Below are 19,485 nucleotides of genomic sequence, written 5' to 3' on the forward strand. Positions count from 1 at the left end.
TAATTTAGCGTTAACAATCTAATAATTGCATGGTAGCACAGATCCTTTTTCTAGTACTTACGCTTGCAGCAATTGCGCTGTTTACAATTAACCTCCGTAAAATTATCCGTAATATCCGGTTGGGGAAAGCAGTTAACCGCAACGATCAGCCTGCAAAACGCTGGATAACGATGTTACGTGTAGCTTTTGGTCAGTCAAAAATGGTGGTACGCCCTATTCCGGCTTTCCTCCATTTCTTCGTATACATTGGTTTCGTCATTATCAACATTGAGGTGCTCGAAATCATGATCGATGGGATTTTCGGTACCCACCGTATTTTTAATGGCCTGGGTGGCCTATACAACTTTTTAATTGCCTCTTTCGAGATCCTTGCACTTACCGTATGGGTTTCATGTGCCATTTTCCTGATCCGCAGAAATGTTTTAAAATTGAAGCGTTTCAGTGGTGTGGAAATGAAAAGCTGGCCAAAATCAGATGCCAATTACATCCTCATTACCGAGATATTGTTAATGAGCGCCTTTTTACTGATGAATGCCGCTGACGCAAAATTACAAAGCCTGGGTGTAGGCCACTATGTACAGGCAGGTGCATTTCCGGTAAGCCAGTATTTAATCAATCTGTTGCCTTCTACCGAAAGTGCTTTGGTAATTATTGAGCGCAGCTGTTGGTGGTTCCACATTATTGGTATTTTAGCTTTCCTGAATTACCTACCCTATTCTAAGCATTTCCACATTATTTTTGCCTTTCCAAATACTTATTTCTCTAATCTGGAGCCGAAAGGTGAATTTACCAATATGGCATCGGTAACTAATGAGGTTAAAGCCATGCTCGATCCTTCTTTTGTACCAGCAGAAAGTGAACCGGGAAAATTTGGGGCAAAAGATGTGACAGATTTGACCTGGGTAAACTTAATGAATGCCTATACTTGTACCGAATGCGGAAGGTGTACTTCGGTTTGTCCGGCAAATATTACAGGCAAGCTTTTATCGCCACGTAAAATCATGATGGATACCCGCGACCGGATTACCGAAGTTGGTCAAAACATCGATAAACATGGCGCTGAGCATCAGGATGGTAAATCTTTACTGGATGATTACATCAGCAGGGAAGAAATATGGGCCTGTACCAGCTGCAATGCCTGCACCGAAGCCTGTCCGGTTAATATAGATCCATTACAGATTATTGTAGAGTTGCGCCGCTATGCGGTGATGGAAGAATCGCAGGCACCTGCAAGCATTAATGCCATGATGGGTAATATTGAAAACAACCAGGCACCGTGGAAATATTCTCCAGCCGACCGCTTTAACTGGGCTCAGGAAAGTTAGCAATTGGCAGTTTCCAGTTGGCAATGAATTAAAATAATAATTACATCAGGTCTCGATACTTGATACTAGATACTAAAAGGAATGGAATTTAAAGTACCTACAATGGCCGAGTTAATGGCTGCTGGTGAAGAACCGGAAATTTTATTTTGGGTTGGATGCGCAGGAAGTTACGACGAACGTGCCCAGAAAATAACCCGCGATATCTGCAAAATCTTACATCATGTAGGCATTAAATATGCTGTTTTGGGCACCGAAGAAAGCTGTACAGGCGATCCGGCTAAACGTGCAGGTAACGAATTTTTATTCCAGATGCAGGCCATGACCAATATTGAGGTTTTGAATGCCTATAATATCAAAAAAATCGTAACAGGTTGTCCACACTGTTTCAATACCATCAAAAATGAATATCCTGGGCTGGGTGGCACCTACGAGGTAATTCACCATACACAACTTATCCAGGATTTAATTAACGAAGGTAAGCTCAAAGCCGAAGGTGGCGAAAGCTTTAAAGGTAAAAAAATCACTTACCACGATCCCTGTTACCTGGGCCGTGCCAACGGCATTTACGAAGCACCTCGTAAAGCATTCGAAGTGTTAGATGCCCAGCTGGTAGAAATGAAACGTTGCAAAAGCAATGGCTTATGTTGTGGCGCCGGTGGTGCACAAATGTTTAAAGAGCCTGAAAAAGGCAACAAAGATATTAACGTTGAGCGTATTGATGAAGCTTTACAAACCAATCCACAAGTTATTGCAGCAGGTTGCCCTTTTTGCATGACGATGCTTAGTGATGGTATTAAATTGAAAGATAAAGAACAGGAAGTTAAAGTATTGGATATTGCTGAGATCACCGCAAGAGCGAATGGTTTGTAGCTATAAATTAACCCTATAAATCAATTAAGAAATTTAAGTCTTGGCATATTGCTGAGACTTTTTTTATTGAAAGGAATATTCTCGCAGCAGAAGCATACAACAAGATCGTCATTCCCAGCTTGATCCGATAGCTATCGGATGGGAATCTTAAAGCTTATGCACAACGACCCCGAATGCGCAGAAATGGAAAACTACTAATCAGGTTTCTATCCGTAGAGTTGAGCTTAGCATCTCTACGGATGGTGAATAAGATGAGTTTATAACTCAATAATTACAAACGAGTCATAGACTCTTATTCATTCTTTAATCCGCAGAGCCCTTCGGAACTCTACAGACAGATGATTTTTCTGCGTAGTCTGTCAATCCTGAGCCTGTCGAAGGAATGTTGCGTACTATTTTGAAATTAACCCCTAACTAATCAGTTTCCTACTCCTCCACTTTTGCCACTTCCTTTGCTGGCTGGGCAGGTATTTTAACAATCTGTTCCAAATTATCCCTGATCTGGTTTAAATCTTCCGCCTCGATGTTTTTAAGGGGAATAATAACTTGCGTGGCCATCGAATCTACATCACCTCCCCTGTCCTTATACGTCTGCACAATCACATCATCTCCTTTGGTATGCAGATACAGTTTACCGCTCACTGTATTACCATAATAATCCATATCTTTAAATTTCGACAACTTAAATGCGAAATACTCCGTTTTTCCGTTATTAAAATAACGTTTGTAACGGCAAAAGCCATTGTTAGTAACATTTAGCTCGTAGCGCTTAATCTGGTTGTTTTCCTGTGCCGAATCGTAATGGTCAGTAAATGTTTTTTGCAGGAAACCAGCGTATTGCTCTAAGGGGTCGGGATTGGAAAAAGCATAAAAAAACACACAAAGCGCCGAAATAAACGACATTTTCAAGCAAAGTGTAAACTTTTTCATATGGCCAGCGTTTTAAACACAGCAAATTAATTAAAATCATAAATTTGTATATGAGTTTTTCTCCACAATCAAGAGTTTGGATCTACCAAAGCGATCGTAAGTTTACTTCCGTTGAAGAAAACCAGATCCTGAATAAATTAGCTGCTTTTACCAACCAATGGAAAGCACATGGTAATGAATTGCTGGCAAAGGCCGAAATCCGTTATGGCTTTTTTATTATCCTTACCGTTGATGAAAGTCAGGCTGGTGTTACCGGATGCTCTATTGATAGTTCGGTGAGACTAATCAAAGAAATCGAAAATGAGTATCATGTCGATCTTTTTAACCGCTTTAACATCGCCTACCGGGTTGACGATGAAGTGAAAGTTCAGGGTAAAGAAGATTTCGAAACACTGGTAAACATTAAACAGGTTACTCCAGAAACGATTGTTTTCAACAACATGGTACAAACACTGGCCGAGTTGGATAGCAAATGGGAAGTTCCATTTAAAAATAGCTGGCACTCTTCTGTTTTTGCGCACCTGCTTTAAAAATTTTGATTAAAATTCTTAAAACTTACAACTCTATTATTAGTTAATTTTCGTTAACCTCCAAACAATTAGCAGCCAAAAAGCATTATATTGGTTAAACCAAAAGTAATGTGTATGAAACGCTGGCTCAAAATTTCCTTAAAGATATTAGCTGTTCTGGTGGTGCTGGTTATTTTAACCTGGCTTGCCGGCGCATTTTACATTAGCCGCAATAAGAAAGAAGTACTTACTTCTATCCTCTCGCAGCTGAACAAAAATCTGAATGGTGAAATAACCGCCACCAGCATGGAACCTACCCTGCTGAAAAGCTTTCCTGGTGTTTCGGTATCGCTAAATGGCGTATTGCTGAGAGATAGCTTGTGGGCACAACATAAACACGACCTCTTAAAAGCGCAGGATATTGATGTATCTTTAAATGTGCTTTCGCTTATTGTGGGCAATGTAAATATTAAACAAATTGCCATTAACAATGCCTCCATTTACATTTATACCGATTCTACCGGCTATAGCAATACCAGTATATTTAAAAGCAAACCTGCTTCAGAAAAAAAGTCATCACCTAAATCTTCTGCACTGGAGATTAAGAAAATAGATTTTAACAAGGTAGATCTTGTACTTGATAACAAAAAGCGCCACAAGCTTTTTAATTTCAATATCGACCAGGTACAAGGCCGCATGGAATATCCTGATAGCGGCTGGACGGGCAAAATCAAACTGAAAACAGAGGTTAACAGTTTCGCCTTCAACACCCGTAAAGGCAGCTTTTTGAAAGATAAAACCTTAGACGGAACGCTCTCTGCCCACTACAGCCGTAAATTGGATGCGGTAATTTTAGATCCTGAAATCTTAAACATCGGTGGTCATCCATTTAAAATCGGCGCTCAAATAGAACTGGATAAATCGGCATTTGCCATTAGCATTGCCGTTGATGACATTTTATTTAGAGATGTTGCATTGCTGCTCGCACCTAATATCTCTTCTAAACTCCTGAAATTTGGCATAGAGAAACCTATCGATATCAGGGGGAATATTATCGACGATGGATCTGGTAAATACGGCGACCCACTGATTAAAGTTGGGATAACCGTAAGGGATAATGTGGTTTCTATTCCGGCAGGTAAATTAACCGCTTGTAATTTTGATGGCTCGTTTACTAACCGTGATACTGTTGGCGGTATTATTGGCGATGAAAACTCGGCTATCAAGTTTCATAAGCTTACTGCAAAGTATTTCAACGCACCGCTAAAAATCGATACCTTTACGGTTAACAACTTATCACGCCCCATTGCAACAGGACTTGTTACCTCACAGTTTCCGCTTTCAAACCTTAACAATTCATTAGGAACCAACGATTTTGAGTTCAAGAACGGAACAGCTGATTTAAGACTGTACTGCCAGGCAGATATTGATAACTTCAGGTTTACCAAACCAGTAGTTTCAGGCGAAATAAAGATCGCCGATGCCGATATCCTTTACATTCCGCGTAATCTGCACCTCGTAAAAAGTGCCTTGAATATCAATTTCAATCAAAATAACTTATCCATCCGCAACGGACGTTTCCAACTGGGTAAGAGCGAGTTAAATGTAAACTGCGACATTGCCAACTTTGCCAATTTGTATTATACCGCCCCCGAAAAAATATTGGTAAATCTTAAAATGAACAGTCCGCAACTCTATTTAAAAGAGTTTTTACCTTTTTTAGGCCCGCGCAATGCTAAAAAAACAAAATCAAGCGGTAATAAGCAGGTGGTTTCGAAAGAACTGAGTAACGTATTAGAACTTTCGCAAATGAATATCCGCCTTACCGTGAATAAAGCTATTTATGAGAAGTTTATGGCCAAAAACCTCGATGCTGATATTTCTTTACTTGGCGGAGGTATATTCTTCAATAAAATCAGCGTAGCGCATGCAGGTGGTCAATTATCGCTTAATGGAAATATTATCCAGCAGGCCGCTTCAAACAGCTTTAAAATCAATTCAAAAATCAGCCATGTAAGCGTTAAAGATTTCTTTTACTCTTTTGATAATTTTGGGCAGAACACCATTACCAATAAAAATCTGAAAGGTTATTTGTCTTCGCTGGTGAATATCTCTGGCCGTATTTCGCATACCGGTAAAATCTTACCCCGTTCCATTAATGGCAAGGTGGTATTTAACCTCAATAATGCAGCGCTGGTTAATTTCGAACCTATGGTTAAAGTAGGCAAGTTTGCCTTTGCCAACCGGAATTTATCTAACGTAGAAATTAAAAACCTCGATGGTACTTTAAATATTAATGGCGATAAGGTTGAAATCAGCCCGATGCAGGTCAGCTCAAGCGCACTGAACTTTAATGTAAAAGGAACTTATGCCTTAGGTCCGGGTACCAATGTAGCGATGGATATTCCACTCAGAAACCCCAAAGGAGATGAAAACCTGACCAAACAGGAAAAGCGCGAAGCCCGCATGCGTGGTATTGTATTGCACCTGAAAGCAGTTGACGATGAAAAAGGTGGGATCAAAATCAGATGGAATAAGGATCATGATTAGTCGTGAGTCATAAGTCTTTAGTCCCGAGTCTCCTTACTTACTAATAAAAATAGACTGAAAACTAAGGACTAAAAATCAAGCGGCCCCAGCCTGTTCATATTTCTTAAAATCAGATACTGACGGTGCCTGATATATGGTGTTGCATTTTTAGGCGTCCAACGCAATGGATTAGGGAAACAAGCGGCAATTAAGGCAGCTTGTTTTTTGGTTAATTTGGTGCAGGATTTACCGTAGTATTCCTGCGCTGCAGCCTCGGCACCGTAAATACCATCTCCCATTTCAATTACATTGAGATAAACTTCCAGAATACGTTCTTTGCTCCAGAAGAGTTCAATTAATAAGGTAAAGTAAGCTTCAAAACCTTTTCTGATCCACGAACGGCCTGGCCATAGGAAAACATTTTTAGCCGTTTGTTGCGAAATGGTACTCCCCCCTTTTACTTTTTTGCCTTTGGCATTGCTGGCAAATGCTTTTTCGATAGCCTTCATATCAAAACCAATATGTTTTAAAAACAGCTGATCTTCGGCCGATACCGCGGCACGTTTCATGTTATCCGAAATATCATCGAAATCAACCCATTTTTTCTCAGTTTTAAAAGGCTTTCCATCAGCTTTGCGTTCAATGTTACGCAAAACCATCAATAAGGTAATTGGCGGATTAATAAAACGTAGCGCAATTACCCACAAAACAGAAACCAGCAGGAAGTATAAAAATACCTTCGATGCAATCTTGGTAATCTTCTTTAAAAGCGGGTGTTTTGCTTTACTTTTCGCTCTGGTTGTCCGGGTTTTCGCCATAGCGCAAAGGTAATTAAAGCGATGGAAAAGGAAAATGCAAGCTGAAAGAATTATTAACCAACGGCCGATTTGTAAATTAAATACTGAAATAAAATTTAATGCTCCGATTTTCTGTATTTTGGGGTTTCAAATTTACACAGATGAAGAAAATCGGATACCTTTTTATGTTGGTCCTTTTATGGGGTTGCAGCACTACAAAAAACACCACTGGCAATGGAAAGTGGATTTCACTTTTCAATGGGAAAGACATTAAAGACTGGAATGTTAAAATCCACCACCACGATTACAATGTGAACTTCGGAAACACTTTCCGCGTAGAAGATGGCATTATAAAAGTACGTTACGATCAATATGGCGATTTTAATGATCAGTTTGGTCACCTTTACTACAAAACACCTTTTTCATACTATCACCTAAAGTTAAAATACCGTATGGTTGGTGAGCTGCAAAAAGGCGCACCAGGCTACACTTTACGCAATAGCGGTGTGATGTTCCATTCGCAGGATCCGAAAACCATGCCTAAAGAGCAGGATTGGCCAATTTCAATTGAAATGCAGTTTTTAGGTGGTTTGAGCGATGGCAGGCCACGCCCTACCGGTAACATGTGCTCACCAGGTACCGAAATTTTCTACAATGGTAAAATGTACGCCGGGCACTGTTTAGATTCGAGATCGAAAACTTACGATGGCGACCAGTGGGTATCGGCAGAGCTAATTGTATTGGGCGATTCGCTGGTTACACATATTATTAATGGCGATACCGTGCTGCAGTACAGCAAACCACAAATAGGCGGAGGCGTAGCTAACCGTTTCGACCCCAAAATTAAAATAGATGGCAAAGCGCTTAAATCGGGATTTATCGCCTTGCAAAGCGAAGGTCAGCCTGTTGATTTTAAAGATATCGAAATTAAACAGCTCCCCATCCCTGCCAGCTCAAAATCTAAGTAAACATTTTTGACAGATATACGTTAAGAGAACATGAAAGTTGCACTAATTACAGGAGGAAGTAAAGGAATTGGGCTCGGTGTTGCCGAAGCCCTTTTAAAAGACGGTTATAAAGTAGCCATCACCAGCAGAACAATTGACGCAGCCAACCAGGCCGCTGCCGGTTTAGTAGCGCATGGCGATGTATTGGCCATTGAAGCAGATGTTAAAGATTTCAAATCGCAGCAGGAAGCAGTAGACCTGATTATTCAGAAATGGGGACAGCTTGATGTACTGATAGCCAATGCAGGTGTAGGACATTTCGCACCAATTGATGAGCTGGATATTAATTCATGGAACGAAATTATCGATACCAATTTAACCGGTGTTTTTTACAGCATTAAAGCTACTGTAGAAGAGATCAAAAAAACGAAAGGGCATATTTTCACCATTTCTAGTCTGGCAGGCACTAACTTTTTTGCCGGAGGCTCGGCTTATAATGCCAGTAAATTTGGTTTAACCGGTTTTACTCAGGCGGTAATGTTAGATTTAAGAAAATATGGTGTAAAAGTAAGTACCATTATGCCGGGTTCGGTATCCAGTCATTTTAACGATCACAATCCTGATGCCGAGGCAGATGCCTGGAAAATTCAGCCAGAAGATATGGGCAAACTGCTGGTAGATTTATTAGCCATGCCGGCAAGAACACTGCCAAGCAAGGTAGAAATCAGACCAACCACTCCGAAGGGATAGGAAAGATCTGAGATTTGAGACATTAGATGTGAGATTTAGTTTGCATTTCGCATGTCTCACGTCTCAAATCTATTTCATAAAAAAAGTCCTTTCAGAAAACTGAAAGGACTTTTTTTATGATTCTTAAAGAATGCTTATTCAGCAACTACTTCGAAAGGAACCTGAACTTTAACTTCTTTGTGTAAGTTTAAGTTAGCAACATATTCGCCAACAAATTTAGGTTCAGTTTCGAAAGTAATACGACGACGGTCTACATCAAAGCCTTGAGCTTTTAATGCTTCAGCAATCTGGATGGTGTTAACCGCTCCGAAGATTTTTCCGCTTTCGCCAGCTTTAGCGCCAATTGAAAGTTTAACAGCAGTTAAACGCTCAGCAACACCTTCAGCATCTTTCTTAATTTTATCTTGTTTAAAAGCAGCTTGCTTTAAGTTTTCTGCCAATACTTTTTTAGCAGAAGAAGTAGCTAATGCAGCAAATCCTTGAGGGATTAAATAGTTACGGCCAAAACCTGGCTTTACTGTAACTACATCATCTTTCTCACCAAGGCCTTTAATATCTTGTTTTAAAATAATTTCCATATCTCTAGCCTCCTATTTTAATTGATCAGCAACGAAAGGTAACAAACCGATGTGACGGGCACGTTTAACAGCCTGAGCCACTTTACGTTGGAATTTTAACGAAGTACCAGTAAGGCGTCTTGGTAATAATTTACCTTGATCGTTAATGAATTTCAACAAGAAGTTTGCATCCTTGTAATCGATATATTTAATTCCGTTTTTCTTGAAACGGCAATATTTTTTACGGTTATCCTCTACTTTAGGGGCAGTTACGTATTGAATTTGTTCTCTTGCCATTACGCTGCAACCTCCTTAGTTTTTTTGTTAAAAGCACCACTACGCTTTTTCTCATTGTAAGCAACAGCGTGTTTGTCTAAACGGATAGTTAAGAAACGTAACACACGCTCATCGCGTTTTAATTGAAGCTCTAATTTTGCGATCAAATCACCTGAAGCTTTGTATTCAGTTAAGTTGAAGAAACCATTTGACTTTTTGTCAATTGGATACGCTAATTTTCTCAAACCCCAATTATCCTCCTGGATAATTTCGGCTCCGTTATCAGTAAGAACCGCTTTGAATTTAGCTAATGCCTCTTTCGCTGCGTCTTCAGATAACAACGGGGTTAGAACGATAACAGTTTCGTACTGATTCATTGTTATTAATTATGTTTTTAATTTTTTAATCCCGAGGTATATTACGGGGATGCAAAAGTAACAATATATTTCTTAAAATCAAACGATTAATCAGAATATATTAATGAATAATGTAAAATGGGAAATGACAAATGGAAGATAATAACGAAAAGCTACATCTTCCGTCTTACATCTACCCTTTTACTGCAAACAAAAAAGGGAGATTATCTATCCGACAATCTCCCTAATCAATTAGCTGTTAGTTTTTAGTAAGTTTCGATCGTTTTAACAAAACTCTCATCTTTAAACTTTACTACGAAAGTTAACGATCTTGAATCTGTTTTACTGATGTTGAATTTCTTAGTTAACTGTGCTTTGTCTTTAAACGATTCTGCATAAACCTCATCGTTATATTCGTTGTAAACTTTTACTTCGATCGGGCTTTTATCCAGGTTGTTTAAGCTCAGGGTAACCACTTCATCAGTTTTAGTATAAACTGGTTTAAAAACGTTAGCAATTTTTGGCTCAGAAACAATTGCCTCACCATTTTCAATTACTACATTATATTTTGCAAGTTTAGCTTCCGATTCTACCTTTAGCACATATTTTCCGTCAGGAAGTGCGTTTAAATCATATACTTTGCTTGTTGTAGCAGAAGCATGAATGGTTTCTTCGAACAATACTTCATCATCAGCACCTACTAATGATAAATTTAGATCTTCTGCTTTATCTGCAGAAAAACGGATAAACTTTTCTTTTTCACCTTTTACTTTTAAAGTAAAATCATCATCGTTAGCGTGTACACCCGTAGCAGTAAAAAATAACGCTGCTATTAAACCGATTTTTAAGAACTTTTTCATAACCAAATATTTTAAAGAGTTAATTACTTTATGATGGTACTAAGGTAGGCAAAGCTTAAATTCCCAGACGATTGCATATTGGCCAATATCTATGCTATATTACCCCTAATTCAGTCATATTTCGGTAAAACACATAATTTAACATATTTTTAACCTATTTTAGCATATAAAATTAATCAACATGAAGCCAAGTTTTGAAGTAGTAGAGCCCTCTTTCGGCAGCTCTTTTTATTACTCGAAATACATTGCCAACGAAAATAACATGGCGCACCTTTGGCATTACCATCCTGAGATTGAAATGGTTTTTGTAAACGGCGGTACAGGTAAAAGGCAAATTGGTAGTCACGTTTCTTATTATACCGAAGGCGATTTGATTTTAATTGGTAGTAATTTGCCTCATTGCGGCTTTACCGATACCAATACCGGTAATAAAAATGAAACCGTAATCCAGATGAAACCCGATTTTTTGGGCACCGGTTTTTTAAGCCTGCAGGAGACAAAAGGCATACAGGAATTGTTCGATAAAGCAAAAGGTGGTATTGCATTTGGCAACCAAACCAAGGCCCTGATCGGCGACAAAATAGAAATGATGGATGACCAGCCTCCTTTTGAGCGCTTGCTATCCTTATTATATGTATTAAAGGTACTCGAAAACGCCAGGGATTATAAAATTTTAAATGCCAGGGGCTTTTCGATGGAAATGCAGGTCCAGGATAACGACCGCATTAACATGATCTTCAATTTTGTGAAAGATCATTTCCAGGAACCGATTAGTTTGCATGATATTGCAGAAATGTCGAGTATGACCGTACCTTCGTTTTGCAGGTATTTTAAAAAGATTACTAAAAAAACTTTTACCCACTTCGTAAACGAGTATCGAGTGGTACACGCTTCAAAACTGCTGGCCGAAAAACCGATCAGTATTGCCAATATTGCTTACGAAAGCGGTTTCAATAATTTTAGTCACTTTAATAAGCTGTTTAAGGAGTTTACAGGTAAAAGCGCATCGGAGTACAGACAAGAGCTAAAAGCAATTATGAAATAAGCCCAAAATAACCTTTAAACAAGGTATATTGCAATATGAAAAAGCGCTTGATATGTTTATTGGTTAACTTGATTAGTCTTGCCTCCTATGCCCAGTATGTGGAGATTAATACCATAAACTGCAAAATAAGCGATACGGAGCAAAAGAAAATCGAAAAGCTAATTGCTTACGAGCGCATGTTTTGCAACGAAATTTTCGAAACCCGGGAGAACATTACCGCTCCGGTAAAAATAAACTTGTACGGCAAAAACAAAGGTTACCGGTTGGAGCAGAAAAAATATAATGCACCAGCAAGTAGCGACGGCTTTTATATTGACAACATTAACCAGGCTTTTGTATACAAAAACCGCGATTTCATTGCCATTACCTTACACGAGGCAAGTCACAGTATTTTTCAGTTTAATTTTAAGCAATCGCCAAGGTGGCTAAATGAAGGACTGGCAGAGTTTTTCGAAACACTCGATTTTGATAGCGAAGGCAATTTATATGCTGCTCCGCAAGATTTCCGTATTAAAAGTATAAAAGCAGGTATAGATTTAAAGGATGCCGAACGGTTAAAAAAATTCTTCGGCATTTACAATGGTTCATTTTATGGCCATGAGGTACAAGACAATTATAACACCGCTTACAGTGTGATTTACTTTTTTATTAAGGGCAAAAGAACCGAAAATTTAAAACAAATCATCAGGCTTACCAATCAGGGCTACGATACAGAAAAAGCCATAACGCAGGTTTTTGGCAGTTTTGAATCCTTTGAACAAAGCTATAAGCTATTTTACAACTACCATCACTAGCGGTTTAATTTCATTATTTTGATTTTTACGGTTTTGATGTACAATTTATAACTTTTCCACATTCCAGTTGCTTCAGGGCTCAACTCATAAAAAATTCCTATTTTCGTGCCGATGGAAAATTTTATTGTTTCTGCCCGTAAATACCGCCCGGCCACGTTCGAAACTGTGGTTGGTCAGCAGCACATTACGGGTACTTTAAAAAACGCCATCAAAAACAACCAGCTTGCCCAGGCATTTTTGTTTTGCGGTCCGCGGGGTGTGGGTAAAACTACTTGTGCGCGTATCCTGGCCAAAACCATTAACTGTACTAACCCTACAGCCGATATGGAAGCCTGTGGTACCTGCGACAATTGCCAGTCTTTTCAGAACGGGCATTCTTTCAATGTGCACGAGCTCGATGCGGCATCAAACAACTCTGTTGATGATATCCGTAGTTTAATTGAGCAGGTGCGCATACCGCCACAAGCCGGAAAATACAAGATCTATATCATTGATGAGGTTCACATGTTATCGCAAAGTGCATTTAATGCCTTTCTGAAAACTTTGGAAGAACCACCTTCGTATGCTATTTTTATTCTGGCTACTACCGAGAAACACAAAATCCTGCCAACCATTTTATCGCGTTGCCAGATTTTCGATTTCAACCGGATCCAGGTAGAAGATATTGCCAATCACCTGTCGACCATTGCCAACCGCGAAAACATTGCTTTTGAAAGTGATGGTTTGCACATTATTGCGCAAAAGGCTGACGGAGGTTTGCGCGATGCCCTTTCGATGTTCGATCAGATTGCCAGTTATGCCAATAAGAACATTACCTATAAAGCGGTAATCGACAACCTTAACATTTTAGATTACGATTACTTTTTTAAACTTACCTCTTTTTTAACCGCTGCCGAAGTTAGCCAAACCCTGCTCCTGTTTGATGAAATATTAAACAATGGCTTTGATGGCAACAACTTCATCAATGGTTTGGCAAGTCACTTCCGTAATTTACTAGTAGGTAAAGACAATGCAACCATTAAGCTTTTAGAGGTAAGCGAAAACATTAAACAAAAATATTTAGAGCAGTGCAGGCAAACAGAATTGTCATTCTTGCTAACAGCCTTAAATTTGGCCAATACTTGCGACTTAAATTATAAAAACTCTAAAAACCAACGTTTACAGGTAGAGCTGGCACTGATCAAAATGTGCCATATCCGGTCCGTCGTCAATTTAGCACAACAGCCTTTAAACACCAATAACACAGCAACTGACGGAGATCAGGATAAAAAAAAAACTAATGTCGTAGCCGAAAAGGCAGTGCAGGCCGAAAGCATAAAGCCAAAAGCAGAAAGTGAAAACGCAGCACCGGCAACAGTAAATATCCCAAAGGCAGAAGTTCCGCCCAGTATACCTTTAAATACACAGAGCGAAGCGCCAAGGCCTGTAAGCATGCCTACGGCTACTTCAATCAGCATCAATATACCCAAAAAAACAGCGGGCACCTTAATTCCTTCGCTAAACGATTTTGAACGAAATGCAGATAGCAACGACGACGGTAAGCCAAAAGCTATAACCGGCGAAGCACGCGAAGTTTTTAGTTATGACCGTTTGCTTGAAGTATGGAGCAATTATGTGCAAATTCTTAAAGCTGCCGATAAAATTAACCTGTTCACCATCCTGAACAACTTTGCACCGGTACTTTTAAAGCCCGAGCTGATTGAAATTTCAGTAGAAAGTAAAACCCAGGAACACCTCATTCAGCAGGAATCTGTTGAACTTTTAAATTACTTAAGAAACGAGCTTAAAAATTTCGGGGTACTGGTAACTTATAAACAGGTAGAGCGTAAGCTCGAAAACAGGTTGTATGGTAACCGCGAAAAATACGATTACCTGGTAAACAAAAACCCAAAACTGGATGAGCTGCGCAGGAGATTTAACCTGGATATCAACCCATAAAAAGCAATTAAAATTAAGGCATAAAACAAAAGCAGGACTACACCGAATGTAACCCTGCTTTTCCATTTATATGATTGTTTCGTCAAATCACCATCTTCCCGACGGTATGCTATTGACTATTTTTGGGGCGTATCATTAACCGGATAACCCTCTTCATCCAAATCATCGCGGTTATCTTCAGGCGTGCGGGCCAGAATCTCATCTTCAGCACTTAGTTTTACACTTTCACCATTATCTACGTGCATACCTAATTCCTCCAAATCATCGTTTGCAATTTCTTCATTCCGTGCGTATTCGTCGCCTACGTATGGGTTGGCTTCATCATAAGTAGAATCATCGTCGCGGGCACCTGCAGCAACCGTTTCGTAACCCATCGGGTGATCGTAGTCTTCATCTGTACCTTTTACATCAAGTTCATAACTCTGCTTACTTTCATTGTATGATAAATTTTCTTTATTAATGCCACCATTTTCGGTAGTACTGTGCAGTTTATCGCGTGAAGGTTTATTATTTGCCATGTGATGAATCTCCTATAATTTAATATGAATATAACAAATTGACAGGACTTTGGTTTGTGAATGCCTGCACAATATTGAAAATATTTGATTAACATATAACTGGGAAAGCGGGTAATTTTAGATGCCTGCTCACAAAAATTTTTAATTTGCCAGCAATACATCTTTTCTATATTTTAGAATAAGCTGAACCACAATGGAAGAAATACTACATAAATATAATTGGCCCAAAAGGTCAATTCCATCACCAGAAGCGATTGCCGAAATAGAACGGATTACAAATTTTCGAATACCACAGGATTACAGACATTATCTCAATAGCTATTCAGGATTTGAGATAAACATTGGAAAAGAGTTTGTGATACTATGGGATTTGGATGAGTTACTGGATCAAAACCTTGGTTATGGTATCTTTGAAAACTTACCAAATACATTGGCAATCGGAGGAAACGGTGGCGGTGAATTTATTGCTATTGAAAGAGATGAAAATGAACAATATCGTGTTGTACTTTCACCATTTATAGATTTAGATAAACAATATCATATCGAAATTGGCATATCATTTTCCGATTTCCTAACACGATTGGATAAATGGGGAGTGTGGTTTGAATAAACTTGTTATTACGGCTACAATCCTCTTTTAAACAAAAGAAGCTGTATCATAAAGTGATAAAGAGTAACCTAAGTCCTTCGACAGGCTCAGGATGACACTCACACTATGATACAGCTTTGTTTTTAGCTATTTACAATGCTTACAACGATGCCAAAGCAGCATTTAATGTTCCGCTAGGACGCATCGCTTTGCTGGCCAGTTCATCATTAGGATTATAATAACCGCCAATATTCTGCGGCTTACCTTGCGAACCGATCAACTCTTCGTTGATTTTAGCTTCGTTTTCAGTTAAAGCTTTTGCCAATGGTGCAAATCTGGCTTGTAATTCAGCATCTTTAGTTTGCGCTGCCAAAGCCTCAGCCCAATATAAAGCCAGGTAGAAGTGCGAGCCACGATTATCAATGGTACCTAGTTTTCTGCCTGGAGATTTATCAGTAGCTAAGAATTTAGCATTGGCCTCATCTAAAGCATCGGCTAAAACTTGTGCTTTTGCATTGTTTTGCGTTTGCGATAAATGCTCTAAAGAAGCCTGAAGCGCTAAAAACTCACCTAGTGAATCCCAACGCAGGTAACCTTCTTCAATAAACTGCTCTATGTGCTTAGGGGCAGAACCACCAGCACCGGTTTCGAACAAACCACCACCGTTCATTAATGGAACAATAGAAAGCATTTTAGCCGAAGTACCCAGTTCTAAAATCGGGAAAAGATCGGTTAAATAATCACGTAATACGTTACCGGTAACCGAAATGGTATCCTCACCTTTGCGGATACGTTCTAAGGTAAATTTAGTCGCTTCAACAGGTGCTAAAATGCGGATATCTAAACCAGCAGTATCGTAATTTTTTAAATAGGTATTTACTTTAGCAATAATCTCTCTGTCATGTGCTCTTTTTTCATCTAACCAGAAAACAGCTGGAGTTTCAGATAAACGGGCTCTGGTTACTGCTAATTTAACCCAATCCTGAATTGGTGCATCTTTAGTCTGGCACATGCGGAAAATATCTCCTTTTTCAACTTTTTGGTCGAAAAATACTTTGCCATCAGCATCCGTTACGCAGATTGTTCCGCTTGCTGTAGCCTGGAAAGTTTTATCATGCGAACCATATTCTTCAGCTTTTTGTGCCATTAAACCTACGTTAGGTACCGAACCCATGGTGGTTACATCAAAAGCGCCGTGTGCTTTACAATCGTCAATTGTTGCAGTATAAACACCAGCATAACAACGATCAGGAATTAAAGCAATGGTATCTTGCGATTTGCCTTCTTTGTTCCACATCTGGCCCGAAGTACGGATCATAGCCGGCATTGAAGCATCTACAATTACATCACTTGGTACGTGCAGGTTGGTAATCCCTTTATCAGAGTTAACCATAGCCAATGCCGGACCATTTTCAATCGCTTGCGCTAACGCAGCTTCAACTTCAGCCTGTTTAGCATTGCCTGCAATTTTCGCGTATACGTCGCCTAAACCATTGCGTGTATCGATGTTAAGTTCTTTAAATAAATCGGCATATTTTGCAAAAACATCGGCAAAGTAAACCTCTACAATGGCACCAAAAATAATCGGGTCAGAAACCTTCATCATGGTTGCTTTTAAGTGCGCTGATAATAATACACCAGCCGCTTTAGCTTCAGCAATTTCTTTGGCAACAAAAGCTTTCAAGGCAGATAAACTCAAAGCAGAGCTATCAATCACCTCGCCTGCTTTTAATGGAGATAAACCTTTTAATTCAGTAACGGCGCCATCAGCAGCTACAAACTCAATTTTAAACTGGCTTGCAGCATCGATGGTTACCGATTTTTCTGAACCGTAAAAATCGCCTTCAGTCATGCTGGCTACTCTGGTTTTTGAATCTGCAGACCATTTACCCATCGAGTGTGGGTTTTGTTTGGCATAATTTTTAACCGCTTTAGGTGCTCTGCGGTCAGAGTTACCTTCGCGTAAAACCGGGTTTACTGCCGAACCTAAAACTTTTGCATATTTAGCTTTAATTGCTTTTTCTTCTTCGCTTTGTGCGTTATCAGGATAATTTGGCACGGCGAAACCTTGTGCCTGTAACTCGGTTATAGCACCTACCAGCTGCGGAATTGAAGCCGAGATGTTAGGTAATTTAATAATGTTTGCTTCCGGAGTGGTGGCCAGTGCACCAAGCTCAGCTAAAGCATCACCAATTTTTTGGTCGTCTTTTAAATACTCAGGAAAGTTGGCCAAAATTCTTCCTGCTAAAGAAATATCTCTGGTTTCTACATCAATACCTGCTGACGCGGTAAAAGCTTGTACAATAGGTAAAAGTGAGTAGGTTGCCAACATTGGCGCCTCATCGGTTTTGGTGTAGATAATTTTTGATGTATTTGACATGTTTATATTGATTTTGCTTATTAAGGTTAAATATCTGACCGATTTTACAGATTTGCAGACCAGTCTTTTTAAAATCGCCTAAAGATAAAATAATCAGTCGAATTAAGGAACATCGTAATGTTATTTGTCATGCAGGTTTGTACTGCATAAAGTAAATAATAAGATTGCAGGTTGTTTTTGGAGCGCAATGTTATTCGTATTTTTTAAAGTCACTCCTGCTCATATCTTTATATTTATGGAGTTGCTACATTTGACTAGAGGGATTTAGTCGTCAGATTTAGAAAGAAACTTTTAAATTTGATTATATGAGCAGACGAGTGTTTGATGAATCCTTCAGAAAGATGGCTATAGAGCTTTCTTACAGCAGAGGATCTGTAAAAGAAGTAGCTGATGAGTTAGGTATCAGCCAGACTCTTTTGAGTAAATGGAGACAACGGGAATCAGAGTCCTTTCAGGGAGCGACAGAATTGACTGAAGATCAGAAACTGATTAAAAAGCTACAGAAAGAGCTAAAAGATGCTCAAATGGAACGTGACATATTAAAAAAGGCTGTCGGCATCTTTTCCAAGGGAGACGGGAGATATTCGGATTTATAAATGAACACCGAAGAATATTTCCAGTTGAAATGATGTGTAGGATATTTCGGGTAAGTAACAGCGGTTTCTATTATTGGTTAAAATATCCCAAAGGAAAACGTCAAGTTGAAAGCACCTTGCTACTAGAGGAAATCAGTAAGATTCACCAGGAAAGCAAGAAAATTTATGGTAGCCCGAGAATTGCAGCTAAGCTTGCTGAAAAAGGTATTCAAGCTTCCAGGCCAAGAGTAGCCAGGATAATGCGGAAGGCAGGGATTCAAAGTGTTATACGTAAGAAATGGGTAAAAACAACGGACTCAGATCATATGCATCCTGTGGCAGAAAACGTTCTTAACAGAGATTTTTCGGCTGCAAGACCAGGAGAAAAATGGGTTTCAGACCTTACTTATATACGCACAGGATCCGGATGGGTTTACTTGACAACGGTTATCGACCTTGCGGACAGAAAGGTAGTTGGCTGGTCACTAAGTGATAATATGGAAGCCAAAAACACAACGGTTAGGGCATTTCAGATGGCAAAAGCAAACAGGAGGATTGGGGATAAACTAATATTCCACTCTGATCAGGGGGTTCAGTATGCTTGTTCAGAGTTTAGGAAACAGTTGATGGGATTACCAATAATTCAAAGCATGAGCAGAAAAGGGAATTGTTGGGATAATGCAGTTGCAGAGAGTTTCTTTAAAACCATGAAAACTGAGATGGTTTACCAAAGAAATTTCAAAACTAAAAAGCAGGCATACTTGGCAGTATTTGAATACATAGAGATTTGGTATAACAGAAAAAGAATCCATTCATCATTGGGTTATCTGACTCCCTTAGAGGTTGAAGAAACCACAATGAACAAAAAAAGAGCCGCATAATTTGCACCCAAAAGGAATCTAAATTAATGCATCTCAAAAAAATATCTGACAAAAAAAAA

20 protein-coding genes are annotated in these 19,485 nt (G+C 39.2%); 12 read left to right on the forward strand and 8 right to left on the reverse strand.

The annotated features are described in order from the left end of the window. The first annotated feature begins 29 nt into the window (after nucleotides 1–29). On the forward strand, nucleotides 30–1,325 hold the full coding sequence (locus BLR37_RS23805; RefSeq protein ID WP_090773057.1) for a 4Fe-4S dicluster domain-containing protein: 1,296 nt from the start codon (nucleotides 30–32) through the stop codon (nucleotides 1,323–1,325). Between the two features lie 81 nt (nucleotides 1,326–1,406). Then, nucleotides 1,407–2,195, forward strand: a complete 789-nt coding sequence (locus BLR37_RS23810; RefSeq protein WP_090773059.1) for a (Fe-S)-binding protein — start codon at nucleotides 1,407–1,409, stop codon at nucleotides 2,193–2,195. 426 nt (nucleotides 2,196–2,621) lie between these two features. Here BLR37_RS23810 and BLR37_RS23815 read toward each other — a convergent pair whose 3' ends face one another. Further along, on the reverse strand, nucleotides 2,622–3,125 hold the full coding sequence (locus BLR37_RS23815) for a hypothetical protein (protein WP_090773061.1): 504 nt from the start codon (nucleotides 3,123–3,125) through the stop codon (nucleotides 2,622–2,624). Nucleotides 3,126–3,175: 50 nt separating this feature from the next. Between BLR37_RS23815 and BLR37_RS23820 the strand changes: the two genes are divergently transcribed. Continuing rightward, on the forward strand, nucleotides 3,176–3,655 hold the full coding sequence (locus BLR37_RS23820) for an ABC transporter ATPase (protein ID WP_090773063.1): 480 nt from the start codon (nucleotides 3,176–3,178) through the stop codon (nucleotides 3,653–3,655). Nucleotides 3,656–3,769: 114 nt separating this feature from the next. Continuing rightward, the gene (locus tag BLR37_RS23825; protein ID WP_167356674.1) at nucleotides 3,770–6,184 is read left to right on the forward strand and encodes an AsmA family protein; all 2,415 of its coding nucleotides are present in this window, start codon (nucleotides 3,770–3,772) and stop codon (nucleotides 6,182–6,184) included. A 68-nt stretch (nucleotides 6,185–6,252) separates the two neighbouring features. On the opposite strand, the gene mtgA is transcribed toward BLR37_RS23825, so the two are convergent. Beyond that, nucleotides 6,253–6,981: a monofunctional biosynthetic peptidoglycan transglycosylase gene (gene mtgA, locus BLR37_RS23830; protein ID WP_090773067.1), complete on the reverse strand. Its 729-nt coding sequence runs from the start codon at nucleotides 6,979–6,981 to the stop codon at nucleotides 6,253–6,255. A gap of 140 nt (nucleotides 6,982–7,121) precedes the next feature. Here mtgA and BLR37_RS23835 point away from each other — a divergent pair, with 140 nt between their 5' ends. Further along, on the forward strand, nucleotides 7,122–7,928 hold the full coding sequence (locus BLR37_RS23835) for a 3-keto-disaccharide hydrolase (protein WP_039478316.1): 807 nt from the start codon (nucleotides 7,122–7,124) through the stop codon (nucleotides 7,926–7,928). 30 nt (nucleotides 7,929–7,958) lie between these two features. Then, the gene (locus BLR37_RS23840; RefSeq protein WP_090773069.1) at nucleotides 7,959–8,657 is read left to right on the forward strand and encodes an SDR family oxidoreductase; all 699 of its coding nucleotides are present in this window, start codon (nucleotides 7,959–7,961) and stop codon (nucleotides 8,655–8,657) included. Nucleotides 8,658–8,791: 134 nt separating this feature from the next. Here BLR37_RS23840 and rplI read toward each other — a convergent pair whose 3' ends face one another. The 4 genes from rplI to BLR37_RS23860 all read right to left on the reverse strand — a co-directional run bounded on the left by rplI (nucleotide 8,792) and on the right by BLR37_RS23860 (nucleotide 10,706). After that, nucleotides 8,792–9,235 (reverse strand): 50S ribosomal protein L9, encoded by a 444-nt coding sequence (gene rplI / locus BLR37_RS23845; RefSeq protein WP_039478206.1) that lies wholly within the window; start codon nucleotides 9,233–9,235, stop codon nucleotides 8,792–8,794. 12 nt (nucleotides 9,236–9,247) lie between these two features. Further along, on the reverse strand, nucleotides 9,248–9,511 hold the full coding sequence (gene rpsR, locus BLR37_RS23850) for a 30S ribosomal protein S18 (protein ID WP_010599582.1): 264 nt from the start codon (nucleotides 9,509–9,511) through the stop codon (nucleotides 9,248–9,250). Then, nucleotides 9,511–9,867, reverse strand: coding sequence for a 30S ribosomal protein S6 (rpsF, locus tag BLR37_RS23855; RefSeq protein WP_090773071.1), 357 nt, complete (start codon nucleotides 9,865–9,867; stop codon nucleotides 9,511–9,513). The genes rpsR and rpsF overlap by 1 nt, the downstream gene beginning before the upstream one ends. Before the next feature lie 245 nt (nucleotides 9,868–10,112). Next, nucleotides 10,113–10,706: a hypothetical protein gene (locus BLR37_RS23860; protein ID WP_090773073.1), complete on the reverse strand. Its 594-nt coding sequence runs from the start codon at nucleotides 10,704–10,706 to the stop codon at nucleotides 10,113–10,115. Between the two features lie 181 nt (nucleotides 10,707–10,887). Between BLR37_RS23860 and BLR37_RS23865 the strand changes: the two genes are divergently transcribed. The 3 genes from BLR37_RS23865 (at nucleotide 10,888) to BLR37_RS23875 (ending at nucleotide 14,483) form a co-directional block, all read left to right on the forward strand. Then, nucleotides 10,888–11,751, forward strand: coding sequence for an AraC family transcriptional regulator (locus BLR37_RS23865; protein WP_090773075.1), 864 nt, complete (start codon nucleotides 10,888–10,890; stop codon nucleotides 11,749–11,751). Between the two features lie 35 nt (nucleotides 11,752–11,786). Then, entirely contained in the window at nucleotides 11,787–12,545 is a 759-nt protein-coding gene (locus BLR37_RS23870; RefSeq protein ID WP_090773077.1) for a DUF1570 domain-containing protein, read from the forward strand. A gap of 111 nt (nucleotides 12,546–12,656) precedes the next feature. Beyond that, a complete protein-coding gene (locus BLR37_RS23875) occupies nucleotides 12,657–14,483 on the forward strand; it encodes a DNA polymerase III subunit gamma/tau (protein WP_090773079.1) in 1,827 nt (608 codons plus the stop codon). A gap of 116 nt (nucleotides 14,484–14,599) precedes the next feature. On the opposite strand, the gene BLR37_RS23880 is transcribed toward BLR37_RS23875, so the two are convergent. Continuing rightward, the gene (locus BLR37_RS23880) at nucleotides 14,600–15,001 is read right to left on the reverse strand and encodes a hypothetical protein (RefSeq protein WP_039478195.1); all 402 of its coding nucleotides are present in this window, start codon (nucleotides 14,999–15,001) and stop codon (nucleotides 14,600–14,602) included. A 193-nt stretch (nucleotides 15,002–15,194) separates the two neighbouring features. On the opposite strand from BLR37_RS23880, the gene BLR37_RS23885 reads away from it, so the two are divergent. Then, nucleotides 15,195–15,611, forward strand: coding sequence for an SMI1/KNR4 family protein (locus BLR37_RS23885; protein WP_090773081.1), 417 nt, complete (start codon nucleotides 15,195–15,197; stop codon nucleotides 15,609–15,611). A gap of 139 nt (nucleotides 15,612–15,750) precedes the next feature. On the opposite strand, the gene BLR37_RS23890 is transcribed toward BLR37_RS23885, so the two are convergent. Then, nucleotides 15,751–17,970 (reverse strand): NADP-dependent isocitrate dehydrogenase, encoded by a 2,220-nt coding sequence (locus BLR37_RS23890; protein ID WP_090773083.1) that lies wholly within the window; start codon nucleotides 17,968–17,970, stop codon nucleotides 15,751–15,753. 305 nt (nucleotides 17,971–18,275) lie between these two features. Between BLR37_RS23890 and BLR37_RS23895 the strand changes: the two genes are divergently transcribed. Together BLR37_RS23895 and BLR37_RS23900 are read left to right on the forward strand one after the other, a co-directional pair. Further along, a complete protein-coding gene (locus tag BLR37_RS23895; protein WP_090773085.1) occupies nucleotides 18,276–18,566 on the forward strand; it encodes a transposase in 291 nt (96 codons plus the stop codon). Beyond that, entirely contained in the window at nucleotides 18,563–19,426 is an 864-nt protein-coding gene (locus tag BLR37_RS23900) for an IS3 family transposase (protein WP_244154749.1), read from the forward strand. The genes BLR37_RS23895 and BLR37_RS23900 overlap by 4 nt, the downstream gene beginning before the upstream one ends. The last annotated feature ends 59 nt before the right edge of the window (nucleotides 19,427–19,485 follow it).

The sequence above is a fragment of the Pedobacter soli genome (genome assembly GCF_900101435.1).
GTDB classification, from domain to species: Bacteria; Bacteroidota; Bacteroidia; order Sphingobacteriales; family Sphingobacteriaceae; genus Pedobacter; species Pedobacter soli.